The organism is Methylobacterium sp. J-092 (assembly GCF_022829325.1).
GTDB lineage: Bacteria > Pseudomonadota > Alphaproteobacteria > Rhizobiales > Beijerinckiaceae > Methylobacterium.
The window spans coordinates 1-18,845 of sequence record NZ_JAKSXU010000144.1 but is presented as its reverse complement, the minus strand read 5'-3'; the positions used below and the strand labels follow the sequence as shown (position 1 = coordinate 18,845).

The window sequence follows — 18,845 nt, the reverse complement described above, 5'->3', positions numbered from 1 at the left end:
ATGCTAACCGACCCGATCACCCCCGTCATCACGGCTGCCAGGCCGCCTCGGGCACCCGCTCGGCCTCGGCGGCGGCATCCATCTCGCCCTGGAGCGCACGCAGCGCCTCCGGCACGCCCTGGCCCGAGGCCGAGGACAGGACGAGCGGCTTGCGCTTGGCGGCGCGCTTCAAGCGGGCAACCTGCTCCTTCAGGGTGTCGGCGTCGATCGTGTCGGCCTTGGAGAGCGCCACGATCTCAGGCTTGCCGGCGAGGTCCTCGCCGTAGGCCTCCAGCTCGTGCCGGACCATCTTGTAGGCCTTGCCGGCATGCTCGCAGGTGGCGTCGACGAGGTGCAGCAGCACCCGGCAGCGCTCGACATGGGCCAGGAACCGGTCGCCGAGGCCGACGCCCTCGTGTGCGCCCTCGATCAGCCCGGGGATGTCGGCGAGCACGAACTCGCGGGCATCCGAGCGCACGACGCCGAGCCCCGGATGCAGGGTGGTGAAGGGATAGTCGGCGATCTTCGGCTTGGCCGAGGTCACGGTGGCCAGGAAGGTCGACTTGCCGGCGTTCGGCAGCCCGACGAGGCCGGCATCCGCGATGAGCTTGAGGCGCAGCCAGATCCACTGCTCGGTGCCTTCCAGACCCGGATTGGCGTGCTTCGGGGCGCGGTTGGTCGAGGTGGTGAAGTAGGCGTTGCCGAAGCCGCCGTTGCCGCCCTTGGCGAGCCGGACCCGCTGGCCGACCTGGGTCATGTCGGCGATCAGGTGCTCGCCGTCGACCGCCAGGATCTGGGTTCCGGCCGGCACCTTCAGCACCACGTCGGCGCCGTTGGCGCCGTGGCGGTTCGAGCCCATGCCGTGCTCGCCCTTCCGCGCCTTGAAGTGCTGCTGGTAGCGATAGTCGATCAGCGTGTTCAGGCCCTCGACGCACTCGACCCAGACGTCGCCGCCGCGCCCGCCGTCGCCGCCGTTGGGGCCGCCGAACTCGATGAACTTCTCGCGCCGGAACGCGACGCATCCCGCGCCCCCGTCGCCGGAACGGACATAGACTTTGGCTTCGTCGAGGAATTTCACGGTGTCGCTCGTCTTCATGTCGGGGCGCGGGCCACCGGCCCGCCCCGTCTCGTTCACGCCGCGGCGATGCGGCCCCGTCCATCGGCGTCGCGCACGCTGCGCAGCTCCGCCGCGAACCCCGTCGCTTCGGCCTTGGGCCGAGACGGCGAGGGATCGATTCCGATCGATCCGTCCGGCGACGTCAAGGGCGCCGGGCCGATCGCTTCGTCAGGCTGCCCGGTCGCAGCCGGAGACCCCGAACCGGGCCGACCACGCGGCGCGGTCGAGCCGGAAGCGATCGGATGTCAGGTCGCAGCCGCGGACGGGGACATAATCCGTCGCCGTTCCCGTGCGGACGAAGCCGACCTTCTCCAGCACCCGGCGCGACGCCGGGTTCTCCACCCGCGCATCCGCCGACAGCACCGAGCCGCCGGCATAGGCGAAGTAGGCGTGCACCATCGCCTCGGCGGCCTCGGTGGCGAGGCCGCGGCCCCAGAAGGGCCGGCCGAGCCAGTAGCCGAGGCGGGCCCCCTCCGTCGCCGCGTCGGCGCGGATGCCGACGAACCCGACGAGGCCGTCCGGGTCGGACCGGAGCGAGACCGCCATCGCCAGGCCCTCGCCGGCGGCGTTGCAGCGCCGCGCCTCGAGCACGAAGGTCTCGGTCTCCATCCGGTCGATCGGGTGGCGGATCCGCGCCGTCATCTCGGCAACCGACCGATCGCCCGCGCGCCGCACGATCGCGTCCACGTCCTTGGCGCGCGGCCAGCGCAGCCACAGGCTGCGGGTCTCGATCCGGAAGACGTCGTCGCGGGTCAGATCGGGGAACATCGTTCGGGCTCCTCCGCCGCGATCCTCCGTAGCGGAGGACCGTTGCGCTGAGACGACGAAAGGGAGGATGGCGCCCCATCCTCCCCCGCGTCTTCCGTTCGACCCCCCGGCCTCGTGGCCAGGATGCGAGAAACAGATCCGCCGGTTCGGTGTGGGACACCGGCGGGGCCTGCTTCGCCTGTTCGAGGCGCCCGCCGTCTACTCTGCCGCTTGCGCGAGCGGCACCACCGCCACGAAGGCGCGGCCGCGCTTGGTCTGGAACTCCACGCGACCCTCGGTCAGCGCGAACAGGGTGTGATCCTTGCCCATGCCGACATTGGTGCCGGGGTGCCACTTGGTGCCGCGCTGGCGCACGATGATGTTGCCCGGAATCACGGCTTCCGAGCCGAACTTCTTCACGCCGAGGCGCTGGCCGGCCGAGTCGCGGCCGTTGCGGGACGAGCCGCCTGCTTTTTTGTGTGCCATGGTTCAGTCTTTCGAATGACGTGGGATCGGAACGTGCGGATCGCGTGGGGGCGGGGTCGCCCTTACGCGCTCTTCGAACCGGCCGAGAGGCCGGTGATGCGCACGACCGTGTGGTGCTGGCGGTGGCCGCGCTTGCGCCGCGAGTTCTGCCGGCGGCGCTTCTTGAAGGCGATGACCTTCTTGTCGCGACCGTGGGAGACGATCTCGCCGGTGACGCTGAAGCCCGACAGGAGCGGCGCGCCGACCTGGGTCGCGTCGCCGTCGGTGAACAGCAGGACCTCGCCGAAGGTCACGGCGGAGCCTTCGTCGCCTTCGAGGCTGGCGATCGTGATGGTGTCGTTCTCGGCAACGCGATATTGCTTGCCGCCCGTCTTGATGACTGCGAACATCGTCTCTCTCGTGGTTCGAACGGCCTCCGGGACGCGCCCTGGACCGACTTCTTATGCATTCGTCGCGATCCGCCCGAAGGGCCGCCGCAACGCGAAACGCACGGCCTTCTGCGAGGAAGCCGCGCGTTGTGCCCGGTGGATAGGGGATCGGCACGCGATCTGTCAAGGATTTGCGGGGGCGAATGCTTGCCCGCATCGGCCTCGAAGAGCGCGCGCCGCGAGCGCTTCCGAGCCGAGGTGGCCGACGCCGGGCGGGAGCGGCGCCCCTCGGGCGTCAGCGCATCGCCTGGATGATCGCCGGGCTGATGATCACCACGAACAGCACCGGCAGGAAGAACAGGATCATCGGCACGGTCAGCTTCGGCGGCAGCGAGGCCGCTTTCTTCTCGGCCTCGTTCATGCGCTGGTCGCGGCTCTCCTGCGCGAGCACGCGCAGCGCCTGGCCGATCGGGGTGCCGTAGCGCTCGGCCTGGATCAGCGCCGTGACGACGGCCTTCACCGGCTCGAGGCCGACGCGCATCGCGAGGTTCTCGTAGGCCTGGCGGCGATCGGGCAGGAACGACATCTCGGCGGTCATCAGGGCGAGTTCCTCCGCCAGCACCACCGAGGTGGCGGCGATCTCGGTGCTGACCTTCCGGAAGGCGTGCTCGATCGCCATGCCCGATTCGACGCAGATCAGCGTCAGGTCGAGGGCATCGGGCCAGGCGAGCTTGATCTCGGCCTTGCGCTTGTTCGACTTGTTGACGAGGTAAAGTTCCGGCGCTTTGATGCCTCCGTAGGCGCAGGCGATGACGATGCCGAGGCGCATCAGGTAGGGCTGGTCCAGGGCCTCCAGCACGAACAGGTAGAACAGCGAGCCCAGCGTCGCCGAGATCGGCATGACCAGGCGGAAGAACAGGAACGTGGTCTCGGATTGCTGGCCGCGATAGCCGGCCATCAGGAGCTTGCGCTTGGCCGTGTCGGTGCCGAGCCAGCGGCGCAGGTCGAACCGCTCGACGACCTGCTTCATGTAGGCCTTGGGCTCGATCCGCAGCGTCGCCTTGGTGTTGAGGCGCTCGCGTTCCCGCCGCCGGATGATCTCGCGCTCGTCGCTGACGAGCTTCATCCGCTTGCCGAGGTTGTCGCTCTCGAGGAACGGCTGCGCCACGGCGAAGGCCGTCGCCGCCACGGCGACCGCGGTCAACGCGATGCCCATGGTGCGCGGGTCGAAGACCTTATCGGCGATGAGGTCGATCATGGCGATGGGCTTCCGCGAAAGGGCCGTCGGGCTTCGGGTGACGACCGGACGTGATCGAGCCCGGCGCGGCGCGATCCGGGCTGCCGGACGGCGCGGGCCGCAGGCGGGCTCAGATGTCGAACGCGATCATCTTCTTGATGGTGAGGATGCCGATGCTCATCCAGATCGCCGAGCCCAGCAGCGCGAGCTTGCCGAAATTGGTGGTCCAGAGGATCGAGATGTAATCCGGGCTGGTGAAATAGGTGATGCCCGCGACGAAGAACGGAAGCGCGGCGATGATGCCGGCGGAGGACTTGGCCTCCATGCTCATCGCCTGGACCTTGCCGGCCATCTTGCGACGCTCGCGCAGCACCCGCGACAGGTTGGAGAGCGCCTCGGAGAGGTTGCCGCCCGATTGCTGCTGGATGTTGATCACGATCGCGAAGAAGTTCACCTCCTGCACCGGGACCCGCTCGTAGAGGCGCGAGACCGCCTCGCCGAGCGACAGGCCCAACGCCTGGGTCTCGATGACGACCCGGAACTCCGAGCGCACCGGCTCCTCGGCCTCGCGGGAAACCATGCGGAAGCAGTCGCTGACGGGGATGCCGGTTCGGATGCCGCGCACCACCACGTCGACGGCGTTGGGCAGCTCCTTCGTGAAGTTCGCGATGCGGCGCTTGCGCAGGTGGCGCAGCAGCAGCATCGGCACGCCGAGGCCGCCGACGAAGGTCCCCCCCAGCCCGGCGATCGGGCTCGCGGTGATCATGAGCACGAGCAGGCCGACCACCACCGCGAGGCCGGCGGAGATCATCCAGTAGGTCCGCTCCGACCACGCCAGGCCGGCCCGCGCGATCTTGAGCTCGAGGGTCACCTTGGCGGCGCCCTTGGCCTTGGCCTCGATCTCGCCGAGCGTCTTCGCGACCTGCTCGCGCCGGTTCACGGTGACGCCGCGGATCGCGTTGCCGGCGGCCGAGGCGCTGATCGTCCTGAGGCGCTGCGTCGCCCGCCGCTCGCCCATCAGCAGCGGCATCAGGAAGACGTAGCCGAGGGCGAGCGTGGTCACGAAGACCAGCCCGACGGCGAGCGGGACGTTCGCGGCGGCGTTCACAGCGCACCCGACGCCTCGGCGGCGGCGTCGAGCGCCTCGCCGAGTTGCCGCTCCAGCCCGTAGTAGCGCGCCCGCTCCCAGAATTTCGGCCGGCCGACGCCGGTGGAGCGATGGCGCCCGATCAGCTTGCCGTTGGCATCCTCGCCGACGATGTCGAACAGGAAGACGTCCTGGGTGGTGATGACGTCGCCCTCCATCCCGAGCACCTCGGTGATGTGGGTGATGCGGCGCGAGCCGTCGCGCAGGCGGGTGGCCTGCACCACGACGTCGATCGAGCCGCAGATCATCTCGCGCAGCGTCTTGGAGGGCAGGGTGAAGCCGCCCATCGAGATCATCGACTCGATGCGCGACAGGCACTCGCGCGGGGAGTTGGCGTGCAGCGTTCCCATCGAGCCGTCGTGGCCGGTGTTCATCGCCTGCAGCAGGTCGAACGCCTCCGGCCCGCGCACCTCGCCGACGATGATCCGCTCCGGCCGCATGCGCAGGCAGTTCTTGACGAGGTCGCGCATGGTGACCTGGCCCTGGCCCTCCATGTTGGGCGGGCGCGTCTCCAGGCGCACCACGTGCGGCTGCTGAAGCTGCAGCTCCGCCGCGTCCTCGCAGGTGATGACGCGCTCGTCGTGCTCGATGAAGGCGGTGAGGCAGTTCAGCAGGGTGGTCTTGCCCGAGCCGGTGCCGCCGGAGATGACGATGTTGCAGCGCGACCGGCCGATGATCTTCAGGATCTCCGCCCCCTCCGGCGAGATCGCGCCGAAGCGCACGAGCTGGTCGAGGGTGAGCTTGTCCTTCTTGAACTTTCGGATGGTCAGGGCCGGGCCGTCGATGGCCAGCGGCGGCGCGATGACGTTGACGCGGGAGCCGTCCGGAAGGCGCGCGTCGCAGATCGGCGAGGCGTCGTCGACCCGGCGCCCGACCTGGCTGACGATGCGCTGGCAGATGTTCATCAGCTGCTGGTTGTCGCGGAAGCGCACGTTGGTGAGCTGGATCTTGCCGTTCACCTCGATGAAGGCGCGGTTGGCGCCGTTGATCATGATGTCGGCGATGTCGTCGCGGGCGAGCAGCGGCTCCAGCGGGCCGTAGCCGAGCACGTCGTTGCAGATGTCGTCGAGCAGCTCCTCCTGCTCGGCGATCGACAGCACGATGTTCTTGAGGCCGATGATCTCCGAGACGATGTCGCGGATTTCCTCGCGCGCCGCATCGGGCTCGAGGCGCGAGAGCTGCGCGAGGTCGATCGCCTCGATCAGCGCGCCGAAGATCATGCTCTTGGTGCGGTAGTAATCCTCCGAGCGCGGGTTGTCCTGCGCCACCACGGCGGGCGACGCGTCCATGCGCTTGCCGGCCACGTTCTCCTGCACCAGCACCGGCGCGGTCGCGCGCAGGGCGGCCGGCGGCGGTGCTGCAGCCGGCGCCGCCGCGGTACCCTGCCTCCTACCGAACATGGGACGAATCCTCGGATCGCGTCGGAAAGGACGGGCGCGCAGACGTCCGCGCGCATCTGGCTGCGAGCCGCGCGTGGGCCGCATCGCCCGCCGGGGAGGGCACGGCGGCCCGCGAGAGCATCGGCATCAGGACGCCTTCCGGCGCGCGAGCTTCGCGAGGAGCGGCTCGAGCAGGTTGGGGCGGGCGCGCTTCGCCTCCGGCCGTCCCAGCATCGCCGCGGCGAGGTCGGCGAAGATCTCGGCGGCCTTCGAGCCGGCCTGCACCTCCGCGATCATCTGGCCGTTGTTGGCAGCGGTGCCGAACAGCGCCGGGTCGAACGGGATGCTGGCGACGAGCGGCGATTCCAGCGCCTTGGTGAAATCCGCCGCGCCGATCTCGGGACGCTTGGGCACCCCGACGCCGTTCAGGATCACCCGGGGCCGCGCATCGTTGGGCCGGCCCTGCTGCAACGCGCCGAGCAGGTTCTTGGCGTTGCGCAGGCTGGCGAGATCGGGGCCGGCGACGATCAGGATCTCGTCGGCCCCGGTCAGCACCCGCTTCGACCAGGCGCACCACTGGTGCGGCACGTCGAGGACGATGCAGGGCACGGCCGCACGCAGGTGGTCGATCAGCGCGTCGAAGGCCGGCTCGGACAGGTCGATGGTGCGGTCGAGGCTCGCCGGCGCCGAGAGCAGGCTGAGCTGGTCGCTGCACTTCGAGAGCAAGCGCTCGACCAGCGCCGAATCGAGGCGCTCGGGCGCGAACACCGCCTCGGCGACGCCCTGGGGCGGATCCTGGTTGAAGTTGAGCGAAGCGGTGCCGAAGGCGATGTCGAGGTCGGCGATCACCGTCTGCGCGCCCTGGCCGCGGGCGATCGACCAGGCGAGGTTGTGGGCGACCGTCGAGGCGCCGATGCCGCCCTTGACGCCGTAGACCGCGATGGTCCGCCCGACCGGCTTGACCCCGGGGGCGGCGAACAGGTCCGAGAGCGAGGCGATCAGCGTCAGCGGCTCGACCGGCGCCATCAGGTAGTCGCTGACGCCGCGCTGGATGAACTGGCGATACAGCGTTACGTCGTTGACGTGCCCGATGACGAGGACCCGGGTGCCGGCGTCGCAGACCTCGGCGAGGGCGTCGAGGCATTCCATCGGCCGGGATTTCGGACCCTGCGTCTCGATGATGATGACGTTGGGGGTCGGCGCATGGCGGTAGGCTTCGACCGCGGCCGCGCCGCCCCCCATCTGGACCTTGAGATGGGCCTTCTGCATGCGCCGGTCCGTCCCGGCGCTCTCGATCATCGCAGCGGTCTCCGCGACCTCGCAGAACGCCTGGATCGTGATCCGGGGCACCGGGGCGATCATCCGCTCAGATGTCTCGGGGTGGTCCGCCATGACGAGGCCTTCGGGTTCGGGAGCTTGAGTCTGGGGTCTAGGTCTTAAGTCTTAACGTTTGGGTCTCTGGGTCGGCGGAGCCGGGGCGTGGCGCCGCGCGGCGGCTCACTCGCTGACCGAGGACTTCACGCTCGTCTTGCCATCCTGGCGCCAGGCGGTTGACGGATCCTTGCCCTCGCGAAGCTGGCCGATGTCCTTGACCCGGCGGATCGTGTCGATGCGGCCCTCGGGACGCCCGCGCACCAGGTCGACCGGGTCGGCGACCTGGGCGGCGATCGTCGCCTGGGTGGAGCAGCCGAGGTTCCACGACGGCTGATTGCGGAAGTTCGCGATCGGGCTGCTCTCGCCGAGGTCCTGGGGCCACAGCCCGCACTTGTCGGCGACGCGCGCCTCCATGCGGTGGAAGCTGAGGCGGATCGGGCTGGCGAGGCCGGGATCGGCGACCGGGTAGCCGGAGACCACGATCTCGCGGGCCGGCACGCCGCCCTCGGCGCCGAGCCGGCGGATGGCGGCGGCGGTGCGCTCGACGCCGGCGCCGACGGAAGGGGCCACCCCGCGCGGCAGGTCGATCACGAGGCTGCCGCGGCCGTAGCGGCGATATTCCAGCAGGAACGCGTCGATGTCGGCGGCCTGCCGCGGGTCGAGGTGCCCGACCCCGGTGACGAACACGTCGAGGACGCGGCTGCCGTCGGCGAGCACGATCGGATGGCGGGCGCGATAGTCGGCGGGCGCGATCGAGCCGGTGACGGCACGGTCGGAATGGCAGGCGCCGAGCGAGCCGCCGACGGAGGCGGCGAGCATGGCGAGGGCCAGGGTGCGTCGGGCGGGGGAGGGCAGGCCGGGCAACGTCATCGGTTCGGTCCTGGGGCGGGGGCGACGCCGGGGCGGAGGAGGGAAGTCGCGCGGGGCGGGGCACCGCGGGGCGAGGATCAGTCGGTGATGAAGCCGACGCGGCCGCGATAGCCGCGCCCGAGCGGAGCGGTGCCGGCGGTGCCGTAGACCCGGTTGATCTGCCCGAGCAGGATCGCCTGGCCGTCGGTGGCGTCGACGAAGGCGTCGTCGGGGCGCGTCACCTGCCGGGGCTCCATCGCCTTGGCGATGTAGGGGGTGACCATGATCATCAGCTCGGTCTCCTGCCGCTGGTAGTCGCGCGAGCGGAACAGGGCGCCGAGGATCGGCAGGTTGACGAGGCCGGGCAGGCCGTTGATCGCCGCCTTGCTCTTCTGCTGGATCAGGCCCGCGGTCATCATCGTGGCGCCCGAGGCGAGCTCGACCGTCGTCTCGGACTTGCGCACCGTCAGGCCCGGAACGGCCGAGGTCGTGTTGCCGCTGACGAACGAGTAGGAGTTCTGCGGGTCGATCTCGCTCACCGACGTGCCGACGCGCACGGAGATGCGGTTCTCGGCCATCACCACCGGCGTGAAGTTGAGGGTGACGCCGTAGGGCTTGAAGGAGATGCCGACGACGCAGGTCGGCTGGGTCCCCGCGACGAGGCTCGGCGTGCAGCTCTGGCTCGACGGGACCGGCAGCTCGCCGCCGGCGGTGAAGTTCGCCGACTCGCCCGAGATCGCGGTGAGCGTCGGCTCGGCGAGCACGCGCGAGACGCCGGCCTGCTCGAACGCACGCAGCGTCGCCGTGATGCTCGCGCCGCCGGTGCCGTTGATCGTGCCCGAGAGCAGGTTCCCGGCCGGGAACTGGCCGCCCGAGAGCGAGAGCGGCGTCACGTTGGCGAGGTTGAGCCCCGACCAGCTGCCGCTGAGGTTGATCCCGAACTGCTTGAGGACGGTGCGCGCGACCTCGACCACGGTGACGCGCAGCATCACCTGGTCCTTGTTGCGGATCGTCAGGTTGTTGATCACCGCGCCGCGGGCTCCGGCGCCGCCGCCGCCGGCGGCGCCGCCGGACACGCCGACGAAGGCGTTGGCGATGTCGATGGCCTGCTGCGCCTCGGACGAGGAGCCGACCGAGCCGGACAGCAGGATCGAATCGCCGGTGACGCGCACGTCGAAGCGGCCGCCGGGAATGCTCTGGCCCAGGAGCTGGCGCAGCGCCCCGAGCTTGAGGTCGCGCGCCACCGTCACGTCGAGCGCCGCGATCTGGCGGCCTTCCGCGTCGAGGATGAAGATCGAGGTCGCGCCGTCGGCCATGCCGATGACGAAGACCTTGCGGGTCGAGCGCACCACCGCGTTGGCCACCGCCGGGTTGGCCACGAACACCTCCTTGGCGTCGCGCGGCAGGTCGACGATCACGGAGCGGCCCGCGGTCAGCTCGATCTTGCGGGTCGTGCTCGCCTCGGCCTGCCCGACGGACAGGACCGGGGCGGGCCCGAGCACCGCGCGCTCCTGCGCCGCCGCCGGAGCGGTTCCGAAGGCCGTCAGCAGGGCGAGCAGGCCGGCGAGCGGGCTCGCCAGAGGATGGGTGAGGGGGCTCGCGGGATGGCGGGCGAGCGTCGGTCCGGAATCCGTCATCGGCTGCACCTCGTCGTGCGGTTCGGGCATCGGGGGGCTCACCGGGTCTGCTGCCGGCTGACGCCGAAGCGCATCACCGTCAGGGCCGCCTCCTGAGGCGCGGCCTCGGCTTCCGGCGGGCGGCCGGAATCGGCGAGGCTGCGCAGGGCGAGGGAGAGGGAGCCGACCTTCTGGGCCAGCGTGATCTTCTCGGCCTGGCCGGGGGTCAGGGCGAGGGTCGCGGTCTCGCCGGTGACGACGTTGGTGCCGTTCTTCTCCTGGATCAGCTGGCCGACCGCGAGCACGCGCACGTCGGTGAGGATGGTTTGGGAGACCTGCACGTCGCTGCCGGTCGCCTTGGAATTGTCCTCGTCGCGGAAGGTGCGAATCACGTCCACCCGGTCGTTGGGCAGGATGAAGCCGCCGGCCGAGTTGGTGCCGCGGCTGTCGGTGACGATCGCGACGGCGCGCATCCCGGAGGGCAGGATCGCGGCCATGAAGCCGCTGTCGGGCCGCACGAGCTTCTGCGGGCGGATCGGCTCGCCGGCCAGGAAGGCCGAGCGGATCGTGGCGCCGGCCGTCTCCTCCAGCGCCTTCGGCACGTCCTTGCGGGTGATGTAGCCGGGGGTCAGCGCGTCGTCGGGCCATTTCTGCCAGCGCAGGTCGGCGACCTGGAGCACCTGACCCATGGGCAGCTCGGCGGCCGCGACCAGCACCTCGGTCGTCGGCGGCGCGGGCGCCTCGACCCTGACGACGGGCGGGGGCGGCGGATCGCCGCCGCTCATCAGGAAAGCCGCTCCACCGCCCGCGACGAGGGCGATGGCGAGGACGGCAAGACGCGCTGGTTTCATCGTCGGGCCAAAGCATGGAACGGCAGGGTCGCCGCCCGTTGACCGACGTTAGGGCCGAATTCCTCAAATTAGGGTTAAGAAGGCATGACCATCGCGTTTCGTCCGATGTCCGAGGACGGTCTGACCGGACGGCACGGTGAATGACGCGGTTCCGGCCGCCTAACGCGGTCGTCCGCCCGTGGCGCCAATCTTCATCGTCAGTCGGTGCCGCTGGCAGCTCGGTTCGGGGCTCAGCCGCCGAGGGCGCGGGTCCAGACCAGGGTCTCGGGCAGGATCACCAGCGCGGAGGCCGCGAGCGCGATGCCGTAGGGAATGCCGGTCTTGGCGTCGTGCAGGTGCAGCGCGAAGGGCAGGCGGGCGACGACGGAGGGCAGGGGATGGCTGCGCGCCAGGAGGATCGCCAGCGTCAGCGCCCCACCGAGGATCGAGGCGACGAGCAGGTAGTCGAGAAGCTGGTCGAACCCGATCCAAAGCGCGGTCGAAGCCGCGAGCTTGGCGTCGCCGCCGCCGATCTTGCCCAGCGAGAACAGGGTGAAGGTGACGGCGAGCACCAGCGCGCCGGCCGCGAGATGCATCCCGATCTCGGGAAGGCTGAACAGGCCGGTGGCGGCGACCACGCAGAAGCCGGCGATGAGGGCCAGCGAGATCCGGTTCGGGATCAACATCGTGAGAAGGTCGCTCGCCGCGGCGTAGGCCATGAAGAACGGGAAGACGATCAGGAGGCCGAAGCTCGCCAGACCGGTGCTAGCCATCACGCTTGCCATGACCGTTGCCATCATCCTTGCGATCGCGGTCGATTCGACCGTCGATGGGGTGTCCAAGTCGCGAGTGTCGGGCGCGGGCGTGAAGAAAGCGCAAATTCCGACCGAGGTCGCGCCCGGACGCACGGGCCCGAGATCGCGGACGACGCGAAGCCGATCCCGCAGGGGCGGGATCGGCTTTGGCCCGCGGCGGGGCAGGGCATGCGCGCCCGCGAGGGACGCACCACACCCCGACTTCACGGCCCGTGTCCACAGTGACGGTCCGTCGGCCCGAGCCCCGATCCCCTGGCCGCCTCCCGTGGGAGGGCCGGGAGACCGGGACGTTGCCGCCGACTGCGCCGTTTCCGATGGACGCGAAGCCGAACTACTGGACGAGCTGGTTCGAGACGCTCGTGAAGGTATTCTTCAGCTTGGAGCCCAGGGTCGACAGCGTGCCAATGATGACCACGGCGACGAGGGCGGCGATCATGCCGTATTCGATCGCGGTGGCGCCGGACTCGTCCGAAGCGAAGTTCTTGAACATGGTCTTCATGGCTGCAATCCTTGGTCGAAACACTTGCGAGGTAACCGTCGAAGATCTGTTGTTTCGATCGGCGGCAGATGGAGGATGCCGAACCCGCCTTGCCATTCGGTTAAGTCGGTCCGCGAAAGCGCTAAATCGAGGCACGACCACCCGCATGGTGAAGAAAGCGTCAAGTCTTCGGCGCTCTGCCACGGCGCCGGCTTAGCGGTTCCTTCACCAATAAGGTGTTGCCTGGAGGCGAACGGAATGCGCGCCTCGGCGCGTCGCACCGCTCTGCAGGCACCACGCCCGCGCGACGCGCCTCCAGCGTATTGATGAGTCTCAGCAGCCGATGCGCCTCACCCAGCCCCACCGCCCGTCCCGTGCCCGCTCGGCCAAGCGCCTGCCGGGCGTCGCCCTCGCCGTCGCGCTCGCCTTCGCGACGGCCCCCGCGCTGCGGGCGGAAACCCTGCCCGTCGTCACGGTGATGGTCGACAACGCCAAGGTCATGCGCCTGCCCGAGCGCACGCAGACGGTGATCGTCGGCAACCCGATCATCGCCGACGTCACGCTGCAGAAGAACGGCGTGCTGGTGCTGACCGGCAAGAGCTTCGGCGCAACCAACCTGATCGCCCTCGACGCCGCCGGCGCGATGCTGGCCGAGACAACGATCCGGGTGGAAGCCTCGCAGGCTTCGGTGATCACCATCCAGCGCGGCGCCGAGGAGCGGAACTCGTATTCCTGCACGCCGTACTGCCAGCCTTCGGTGCAGCTCGGCGATTCGACCAAGTATTTCGGCGACGTCAGCGGCCAGGCCGAGACCCGCCGCAACCTCGCCACCGCCGGGTCGACGGGCCCCGGGCGCTGACATTCCCGCCCGACCGCGGGCCGATTTCTAGCCGCGACCGGGCATCACCGCCTCCAGCGCCGCCAGGATGCGGGACAGGTCGGCCTCGTCGACAAAGACGTGCGGGCTGATCCGCAGGCGGCCGAGCCGGGCGCTGACGAATACGTTCCGCCTTCGCAACTGCGCGACGAGATCCTCGGCGTCGGCACCCGGCACCGTGACGCCCAGGATGTGCGGGCTGCGCAGCGCGCGCAGCGGCACCGCGAGGCCGAGGGCCTGCACGCCTTCGGCGAGGCGGTCGGTCAAGTCCCGGAGCCGGCCTTCGATCGCCGGCACGCCCCAGCCCGCCACGAGTTCCAGGCCCGTGGCCGCCATCGGCAGGCCGACCGGATCGTGGCATTCGCCGCGGTCGTAGCGGCGTGCGCCCATGACCGGCGGGCGGTTCCCGGCATGCTCGGCGAGGGGCCGTCCCTCCTGCCGATGCGGTGCCGCGTAGAGGAAGGCGAGGCTGTAGGGGCCGAGCACCCACTTGTAGGTCGGGAAGGCCAGGAAATCGGGCTTCAGCCGAGCCACGTCGATCGGCATCGCGCCGACCGCCTGGGTCGCGTCCACCACCAGGGCGGCGCCGGCCGCGCGGACGGCCGGAGCGAGACGGTCGAGGTCGATGATTGTCCCGTCCGCCCAGTGCAGCGGCGTGACGGTCGCGACCGCGAGCGGCGGCGCACCGGGGCGGGCGATCGCTTCGAGGAGCGCCGCCGTCCAGTCGCCGGCGTCCGGGCGCGGCACCGCCTCGACCACCATGCCGGCCTCCGCGGCGAGGCGGTCGAAGGCCAGGCAGAGCGACGGAAACTCCTCGGCGACGCGCAGGATGCGCCCGCCCGGCACCGGTGCGATCGCCCGCGCCGCGATCGCGATGGCGTCGGCGACCGAGCCGACGACGGCGACGGCGTCCGCCGGAGCGCCGATCAGGGCCGCCGCCGCGCAGCGCGCCCGCTCGGTCCAGGGCGGCACCTCGGAGCGTGGATGGGCCCAGGGCAGGCTCTTCACCCGCATGCCGGCCTCGCCCGCCTCGCGCACGCTGCGCGGAAGCGGCGTCCAGGCGGCGGCATCGAGGTAGGCGACCTCCGCCGGCATCTCGAACAGGTGCCGCTGGCAGGCGAGGGGCGAAGCCATGGGCGCGCTCGTCGACGGGTCGCCGCTCAGGCGGCGCGGCGGCGCTCGGGATAGAGGCCGAGCAGGCCCTCGGCGTCGGCCCGCGCGATGCCGCGCTCGGTGATCAGGCCGGTGACGAGGCGGCCGGGGGTGACGTCGAAGGCCGGGTTGGCGACCGGGCTGCCCGGCGAGACCACCTGGATCGTGGCGAAGCCGCCATCCTCGAGCCGCCCGGTGAGATGGGTGACCTCGCGTGCGTCGCGCTCCTCGATCGGGATCTCGGCAACGCCGTCCTGCAGGGTCCAGTCGATCGTCGAGAACGGGAGCGCCACGTAGAACGGGATGCCGTTGTCGTGGGCGGCGAGGGCCTTCAGGTAGGTGCCGATCTTGTTGCAGACGTCGCCCGACGCGGTGGTGCGGTCCGAGCCGACGATGCAGAGATCGACCTGCCCGTGCTGCATCAGGTGGCCGCCGGCGTTGTCGGCGACGACGGTGTGCGGCACCCCGTGGCCGTTGAGCTCGAACGCGGTCAGCGCCGCGCCCTGGTTGCGGGGCCGGGTCTCGTCGACGATCACGTGGACCGGCACGCCGGCCTCGTGCGCGACGTAGATCGGCGCCAGCGCCGTGCCCCAGTCGACGGTGGCGAGCCAGCCGGCGTTGCAATGGGTCAGGACGTTGACCGTCCGGCCGGTCCGCCGCGCGATCTCGGCGATCAGGCCGACGCCGTGGTTGCCGATGGCGCGGCAGCTCGCCACGTCCTCCTCGGCGATGCGGCTGGCCTCGGCGAAGGCGCGGGCGAATCGCTCGGGCGCCTGGACCTGGCGCAGGTTCCCCGCGACCCGGTCGAGCGCCCAGCGCAGGTTGATCGCCGTCGGGCGGGTCGCGGCCAGCGCCGCCACCGCGTGGTCGAGGCCGGCATTCGAAGCATCCTCGCGCATCGCGAAGGCCAGGCCGTAGGCGGCGGTCACGCCGATCAGCGGCGCGCCGCGCACCACCATGGTGCGGATCGCGCGCGCGGCGTCGTCGAGGCTCGCCAGCCGCTGCAGCTCGAAGGCGAAGGGCAGGCGGGTCTGGTCGATCACCTGGACGCTGACGCCGTCCGCGTCGGGGAAGATAGTCCTGTAGGGGCGGCCGTCGATCTTCATGATGACGGTCTGCCATATCGAAACGCGTTTTGCACCACCGCGCGCGCGTTCCGCGGGATCCCGAAGGTCAGGTCGGGTCGCGCCCGATCGCCGCGCCGGTGAGCATCGCGACGAGGTCGGCCTGGCGGGCGGTGCCGGTCTTGGCGAAGATCGCCTTCAGCTGCGTGCGAATGGTCGCCGACGAGACGCCGTGCACGTCGGCCAGCGTGCCGACCGTGTGCCCGTTCGTCAGCCCGCGGGCGACGCGCGCCTCGGCGGGGGTGAGGTCGAACAATCCCTGCATCAGCTCCGCCGGAAGGGCCCGGCCCTGCCGGAGATCCGCCACGACGAGGATCGTCGCCGCGGCGGCGAACACGTCGCGGGCGGCCCCGCGCACCGGCACGAGGTGGGCGATCATCGCACCCCGATCGGCCCGCGCCGCGATCGGGATGGAGGCGACGGTGTTCGGGTCGCCCCCCTGCACCGGCGCCGCGAGCGCGCGCACGAGGAGGCCGTCCGCGCGCGAGTCCGTCAGGTGGACGCGATCGGACCGATCCTGGGCGACGGAGGGCACGAGGCCGGCGAACAGGCCGTTGGCGGCGATCACCCGGTTCCCCGGTGACAGGACCGCGGCCGGCAGGCCGAGCAGGTCGAGGGCCGAGACGACGCTGCGGGCCTGCGCCAGCCCGAGGCGGGCGGCGATCAGCCCGGCGCGGGCGAGGTGCGCGCGCAGGGGATCGAGGGCGCGCACGGTCTCCGGCGTGAACGGCCCCGCCGCGAACGCCCGTTCCCAGGAGAAGATCACGGCATCCTCCCCCACCGTCGGGATGGCGACGCCGGTGCACCAGCCGAGGCCGCGGGCCCGCAGGAACCCGTACATCGGGTCCGCGTCCATCTCCGCATGGGTGAACAGGTCGAGGTCGTGGACGAAGCCGGAATGGCCGAGCGCCAGCGCGCGGCCCGGGCGCGGGTTCACCGCCATCAGGCCGGTGGCGATCGCCTCCGGCAGGTGCGTCAGGAGGGCGCCGGTGGCGCGCCACCGGGGGCCGTGCCGCCCCTCGGCGAGGATGATGGCCCCGACGGACCCCGTCGCGGCGGCGATCCGGTCGAGCACCTCCGGCCAGATCTCGGGCACGACGGCGGCTTCGTAGATCAGGTCGACCAGGGCGTCGAACTCGGCGGGGGCAAGCATCGTCGGTCTTCCCAGGCGGCCCGGAGGTCCGGCCGGGGGGAAAGGGAAGCGTTTCCGATCCGGGCCGTCCTCGCAAGGGCAAAGCCCGGGACGTGAAGGATTTTTCAACCTTAAATGCGCGTTAACGTAAGGCGCCTAGCCTCCGGGGCAGAGTCTCCTTTCGCGTCCGGTCCCGCATGCGCTCGCTTCGCCGCTCCGCGTCGCCCTACGATACCTTCGTCGACACGCTGCGCCCGTTCCTGGCGCGGCGGCTGACGGAACTCGGTGGGCTCGTCCTGTTCACGGGCGCGATCGCGCTGACGGTCGCCCTCGCGACGTGGTCGATCGACGACCCGAGCCTCAACCACGCCACCGACCACGTCGCGCACAACGTGCTCGGCCAGCCCGGGGCGGTGGTCTCGGATCTCGCCATGCAGATCCTCGGGCTCGGTGCGCTCGCCTTCGTGCTGCCGCCGGCGCTGTGGGGCGTCCGGCTGATGCGCGAGCGCGACCTGCCGAACGGCGGCATGCGCATCGCCCTGTGGATCATCGGCTTCTGCGCCGCGAGCGCGGTGGCCAGCGCCCTGCCGCCGACCGCCCGCTGGCCGCTGCCGACCGGGCTCGGCGGGGTCGCCGGCGACGCGCTGATGTCGGCCGCGCGCACCATCGTCGGCGCGATCTCGCAGGCCGGCGCGGCCCTCGTCGGCTTCGTCTACGCCGGCGTCGCGATCCTCAGCCTGACGGCCGCGTGCCGGGTCGCCCCCGGCCTCGACGAGGCGGAGGACGACGTGGCCCCCGCGATGGCGCGGGCCGACCGCCCGCGCCGCACCCATCCGGACGCGGCGCAGGATCGTCGATACGACGACCGCGACGAATCCGACGAGCCGGGTCTCGGGATCGTCGGGTTCGGCACCGTGCTCCAGGCGGCGATGCGCGGTCGCGCGGCCCTGGCCGAACGCTGGGAGATGTGGCGGGCGCAACGCGCCGGCCTCGGCGCGCTCAGCTATGCCGGCGCCTCGCCGGCCCTGGCCGCCCGCCGCGCCTTCTCCGACGAGGACCTGCCCTGGGCGAGCCAGCTCCCCAACGGCGGCCGCGCGGCCGAGCCGCGCCGCGAGCCGGTGTTCGAGCCGCGCGCCGACCAGGCCACGGCTCCGGCCGCGCCCCACGCCGCGCCTGCGCCGCAGGGCCGGCGCCCGCTGCCCGTCGTCCACGACGACGAGGATTTTGAGGGCGAGGATTTCAGGGGCGAAGATTTCAGGGGCGAGGACGAGCCGACCCCCGTGCCGGCGGAGGCCGCGGCCTCCCGCGTCTCCGCACCGGTGGCGCCGGTGGCGCCCGCGCGCCGCCCGGCGCCGGCCAGCGGCCGGGACGATTACCGCCATCCCGCGCTCGACCTCCTGGCCGAGCCGCGCGGCCCGTCGCAGGCGAGCCTGGTCTCGGCCGACGCGCTGGAGCAGAACGCGACGCTGCTGGAAGCCACGCTCGGCGATTTCGGCGTGCGCGGCGACATCCTCGCGGTGCGCCCCGGCCCGGTCGTGACCCTCTACGAGCTCGAGCCGGCGCCCGGCACCAAGTCCTCCCGCGTCATCTCGCTCGCCGACGACATCGCCCGCTCGATGTCGGCGGTCTCGGCCCGCGTCGCGGTCGTGCCCGGCCGCAACGCCATCGGCATCGAGCTGCCGAACGCGCGGCGCGAGACCGTGTACCTGCGCGAGCTTCTGGCCTCGGCCGACTTCGTCGAGACCAAGCACAAGCTCGCGCTGTGCTTGGGGAAAAACATCGGCGGCGAGCCGATCATCGCCGATCTCGCCCGCATGCCGCACCTGCTGGTGGCCGGCACCACCGGCTCGGGCTCGGGGAGGGTCAGACCGGGGCCGTGGGGCAACGCGAGGAGGGACCAGCGACGGCCGCATTCGCCGAGCGTGGCTTCCAGCAGCGTCGGGTTGTGCTCCAGCGCGTCGGCCGAGACCAGGCTCGCCTGCGACGGGCCGCGCGGCTCGGCCAGGAGGTCGGGCGCGGGATGGCGGTAATCGTCCCGGCCGCTGGCAGGCGCCGGGCGGCGCGCGGGCGCCACCGGCGCCACCGGTGCGGAGACGCGGGAGGCCGCGGCCTCCGCCGGCACGGGGGTCGGCTCGTCC

At 71.4% G+C, this 18,845-nt stretch carries 17 protein-coding genes and 1 pseudogene; 2 read left to right on the top strand and 16 right to left on the bottom strand.

Annotated elements, in window-relative coordinates:
• Positions 1–28: 28 nt before the first annotated feature.
• From obgE to MKK60_RS17960, 13 genes are all read right to left on the bottom strand, one after another.
• Positions 29–1,057 carry a GTPase ObgE gene (gene obgE / locus MKK60_RS18020; RefSeq protein WP_243988118.1) on the bottom strand — a complete coding sequence of 343 codons (1,029 nt, stop codon included), beginning with the start codon at positions 1,055–1,057 and terminating at the stop codon, positions 29–31.
• Between the two features lie 207 nt (positions 1,058–1,264).
• The gene (locus MKK60_RS18015; protein WP_243987938.1) at positions 1,265–1,864 is read right to left on the bottom strand and encodes a GNAT family N-acetyltransferase; all 600 of its coding nucleotides are present in this window, start codon (positions 1,862–1,864) and stop codon (positions 1,265–1,267) included.
• Positions 1,865–2,062: 198 nt separating this feature from the next.
• Complete coding sequence (gene rpmA, locus MKK60_RS18010; RefSeq protein ID WP_147726605.1) at positions 2,063–2,329, bottom strand: 50S ribosomal protein L27; 267 nt, start codon at positions 2,327–2,329, stop codon at positions 2,063–2,065.
• 62 nt (positions 2,330–2,391) lie between these two features.
• Entirely contained in the window at positions 2,392–2,718 is a 327-nt protein-coding gene (gene rplU, locus MKK60_RS18005) for a 50S ribosomal protein L21 (RefSeq protein ID WP_147726603.1), read from the bottom strand.
• Positions 2,719–2,992: 274 nt separating this feature from the next.
• A complete protein-coding gene (locus tag MKK60_RS18000) occupies positions 2,993–3,955 on the bottom strand; it encodes a type II secretion system F family protein (RefSeq protein ID WP_147842125.1) in 963 nt (320 codons plus the stop codon).
• A gap of 109 nt (positions 3,956–4,064) precedes the next feature.
• Positions 4,065–5,042, bottom strand: a complete 978-nt coding sequence (locus tag MKK60_RS17995; RefSeq protein WP_243934821.1) for a type II secretion system F family protein — start codon at positions 5,040–5,042, stop codon at positions 4,065–4,067.
• A complete protein-coding gene (locus MKK60_RS17990; protein ID WP_147726600.1) occupies positions 5,039–6,481 on the bottom strand; it encodes a CpaF family protein in 1,443 nt (480 codons plus the stop codon). Before MKK60_RS17990 ends, MKK60_RS17995 begins: the two co-directional genes overlap by 4 nt.
• Positions 6,482–6,607: 126 nt before the next feature.
• Positions 6,608–7,852 carry a CpaE family protein gene (locus MKK60_RS17985; RefSeq protein ID WP_147726599.1) on the bottom strand — a complete coding sequence of 415 codons (1,245 nt, stop codon included), beginning with the start codon at positions 7,850–7,852 and terminating at the stop codon, positions 6,608–6,610.
• 105 nt (positions 7,853–7,957) lie between these two features.
• Positions 7,958–8,704 carry a CpaD family pilus assembly protein gene (locus tag MKK60_RS17980; protein WP_405042795.1) on the bottom strand — a complete coding sequence of 249 codons (747 nt, stop codon included), beginning with the start codon at positions 8,702–8,704 and terminating at the stop codon, positions 7,958–7,960.
• A gap of 77 nt (positions 8,705–8,781) precedes the next feature.
• The gene (locus tag MKK60_RS17975) at positions 8,782–10,320 is read right to left on the bottom strand and encodes a type II and III secretion system protein family protein (protein ID WP_409567419.1); all 1,539 of its coding nucleotides are present in this window, start codon (positions 10,318–10,320) and stop codon (positions 8,782–8,784) included.
• 38 nt (positions 10,321–10,358) lie between these two features.
• Positions 10,359–11,150: a Flp pilus assembly protein CpaB gene (gene cpaB, locus MKK60_RS17970; RefSeq protein ID WP_147727594.1), complete on the bottom strand. Its 792-nt coding sequence runs from the start codon at positions 11,148–11,150 to the stop codon at positions 10,359–10,361.
• A 230-nt stretch (positions 11,151–11,380) separates the two neighbouring features.
• Positions 11,381–11,902, bottom strand: a complete 522-nt coding sequence (locus MKK60_RS17965; RefSeq protein ID WP_405042796.1) for a prepilin peptidase — start codon at positions 11,900–11,902, stop codon at positions 11,381–11,383.
• A gap of 373 nt (positions 11,903–12,275) precedes the next feature.
• The gene (locus MKK60_RS17960) at positions 12,276–12,443 is read right to left on the bottom strand and encodes a Flp family type IVb pilin (RefSeq protein ID WP_147727592.1); all 168 of its coding nucleotides are present in this window, start codon (positions 12,441–12,443) and stop codon (positions 12,276–12,278) included.
• 322 nt (positions 12,444–12,765) lie between these two features.
• On the opposite strand from MKK60_RS17960, the gene MKK60_RS17955 reads away from it, so the two are divergent.
• A complete protein-coding gene (locus tag MKK60_RS17955) occupies positions 12,766–13,281 on the top strand; it encodes a pilus assembly protein N-terminal domain-containing protein (protein WP_147727591.1) in 516 nt (171 codons plus the stop codon).
• A gap of 27 nt (positions 13,282–13,308) precedes the next feature.
• Here MKK60_RS17955 and MKK60_RS17950 read toward each other — a convergent pair whose 3' ends face one another.
• The 3 genes from MKK60_RS17950 to MKK60_RS17940 all read right to left on the bottom strand — a co-directional run bounded on the left by MKK60_RS17950 (position 13,309) and on the right by MKK60_RS17940 (position 16,728).
• Positions 13,309–14,433 carry an aminotransferase class V-fold PLP-dependent enzyme gene (locus tag MKK60_RS17950; RefSeq protein ID WP_243987934.1) on the bottom strand — a complete coding sequence of 375 codons (1,125 nt, stop codon included), beginning with the start codon at positions 14,431–14,433 and terminating at the stop codon, positions 13,309–13,311.
• 26 nt (positions 14,434–14,459) lie between these two features.
• Positions 14,460–15,557 (bottom strand): S-methyl-5-thioribose-1-phosphate isomerase, encoded by a 1,098-nt coding sequence (gene mtnA / locus MKK60_RS17945; RefSeq protein WP_243987933.1) that lies wholly within the window; start codon positions 15,555–15,557, stop codon positions 14,460–14,462.
• 67 nt (positions 15,558–15,624) lie between these two features.
• The gene (locus tag MKK60_RS17940; protein ID WP_243987931.1) at positions 15,625–16,728 is read right to left on the bottom strand and encodes a helix-turn-helix transcriptional regulator; all 1,104 of its coding nucleotides are present in this window, start codon (positions 16,726–16,728) and stop codon (positions 15,625–15,627) included.
• Between the two features lie 176 nt (positions 16,729–16,904).
• On the opposite strand from MKK60_RS17940, the pseudogene MKK60_RS17935 reads away from it, so the two are divergent.
• Positions 16,905–18,560, top strand: a pseudogene (locus MKK60_RS17935) (DNA translocase FtsK 4TM domain-containing protein); the annotation flags it as partial.
• Between the last annotated feature and the right edge of the window lie 285 nt (positions 18,561–18,845).

What these genes read in the sequence shown, in the direction of transcription:
- MKK60_RS17980 (WP_405042795.1), bottom strand. Translation starts at nt 8,704, where the DNA reads ATGACGTTGCCCGGCCTGCCCTCCCCCGCCCGACGCACCCTGGCCCTC.
- MKK60_RS17985 (WP_147726599.1), bottom strand. Translation starts at nt 7,852, where the DNA reads ATGGCGGACCACCCCGAGACATCTGAGCGGATGATCGCCCCGGTGCCC.
- MKK60_RS18015 (WP_243987938.1), bottom strand. Translation starts at nt 1,864, where the DNA reads ATGTTCCCCGATCTGACCCGCGACGACGTCTTCCGGATCGAGACCCGC.
- rplU (WP_147726603.1), bottom strand. Translation starts at nt 2,718, where the DNA reads ATGTTCGCAGTCATCAAGACGGGCGGCAAGCAATATCGCGTTGCCGAG.
- mtnA (WP_243987933.1), bottom strand. Translation starts at nt 15,557, where the DNA reads ATGAAGATCGACGGCCGCCCCTACAGGACTATCTTCCCCGACGCGGAC.
- MKK60_RS17975 (WP_409567419.1), bottom strand. Translation starts at nt 10,320, where the DNA reads ATGACGGATTCCGGACCGACGCTCGCCCGCCATCCCGCGAGCCCCCTC.
- MKK60_RS17965 (WP_405042796.1), bottom strand. Translation starts at nt 11,902, where the DNA reads ATGGCTAGCACCGGTCTGGCGAGCTTCGGCCTCCTGATCGTCTTCCCG.
- MKK60_RS17940 (WP_243987931.1), bottom strand. Translation starts at nt 16,728, where the DNA reads ATGCTTGCCCCCGCCGAGTTCGACGCCCTGGTCGACCTGATCTACGAA.
- MKK60_RS17960 (WP_147727592.1), bottom strand. Translation starts at nt 12,443, where the DNA reads ATGAAGACCATGTTCAAGAACTTCGCTTCGGACGAGTCCGGCGCCACC.
- cpaB (WP_147727594.1), bottom strand. Translation starts at nt 11,150, where the DNA reads ATGAAACCAGCGCGTCTTGCCGTCCTCGCCATCGCCCTCGTCGCGGGC.
- MKK60_RS17955 (WP_147727591.1), top strand. Translation starts at nt 12,766, where the DNA reads ATGCGCCTCACCCAGCCCCACCGCCCGTCCCGTGCCCGCTCGGCCAAG.
- MKK60_RS17950 (WP_243987934.1), bottom strand. Translation starts at nt 14,433, where the DNA reads ATGGCTTCGCCCCTCGCCTGCCAGCGGCACCTGTTCGAGATGCCGGCG.
- MKK60_RS17990 (WP_147726600.1), bottom strand. Translation starts at nt 6,481, where the DNA reads ATGTTCGGTAGGAGGCAGGGTACCGCGGCGGCGCCGGCTGCAGCACCG.
- rpmA (WP_147726605.1), bottom strand. Translation starts at nt 2,329, where the DNA reads ATGGCACACAAAAAAGCAGGCGGCTCGTCCCGCAACGGCCGCGACTCG.
- MKK60_RS18000 (WP_147842125.1), bottom strand. Translation starts at nt 3,955, where the DNA reads ATGATCGACCTCATCGCCGATAAGGTCTTCGACCCGCGCACCATGGGC.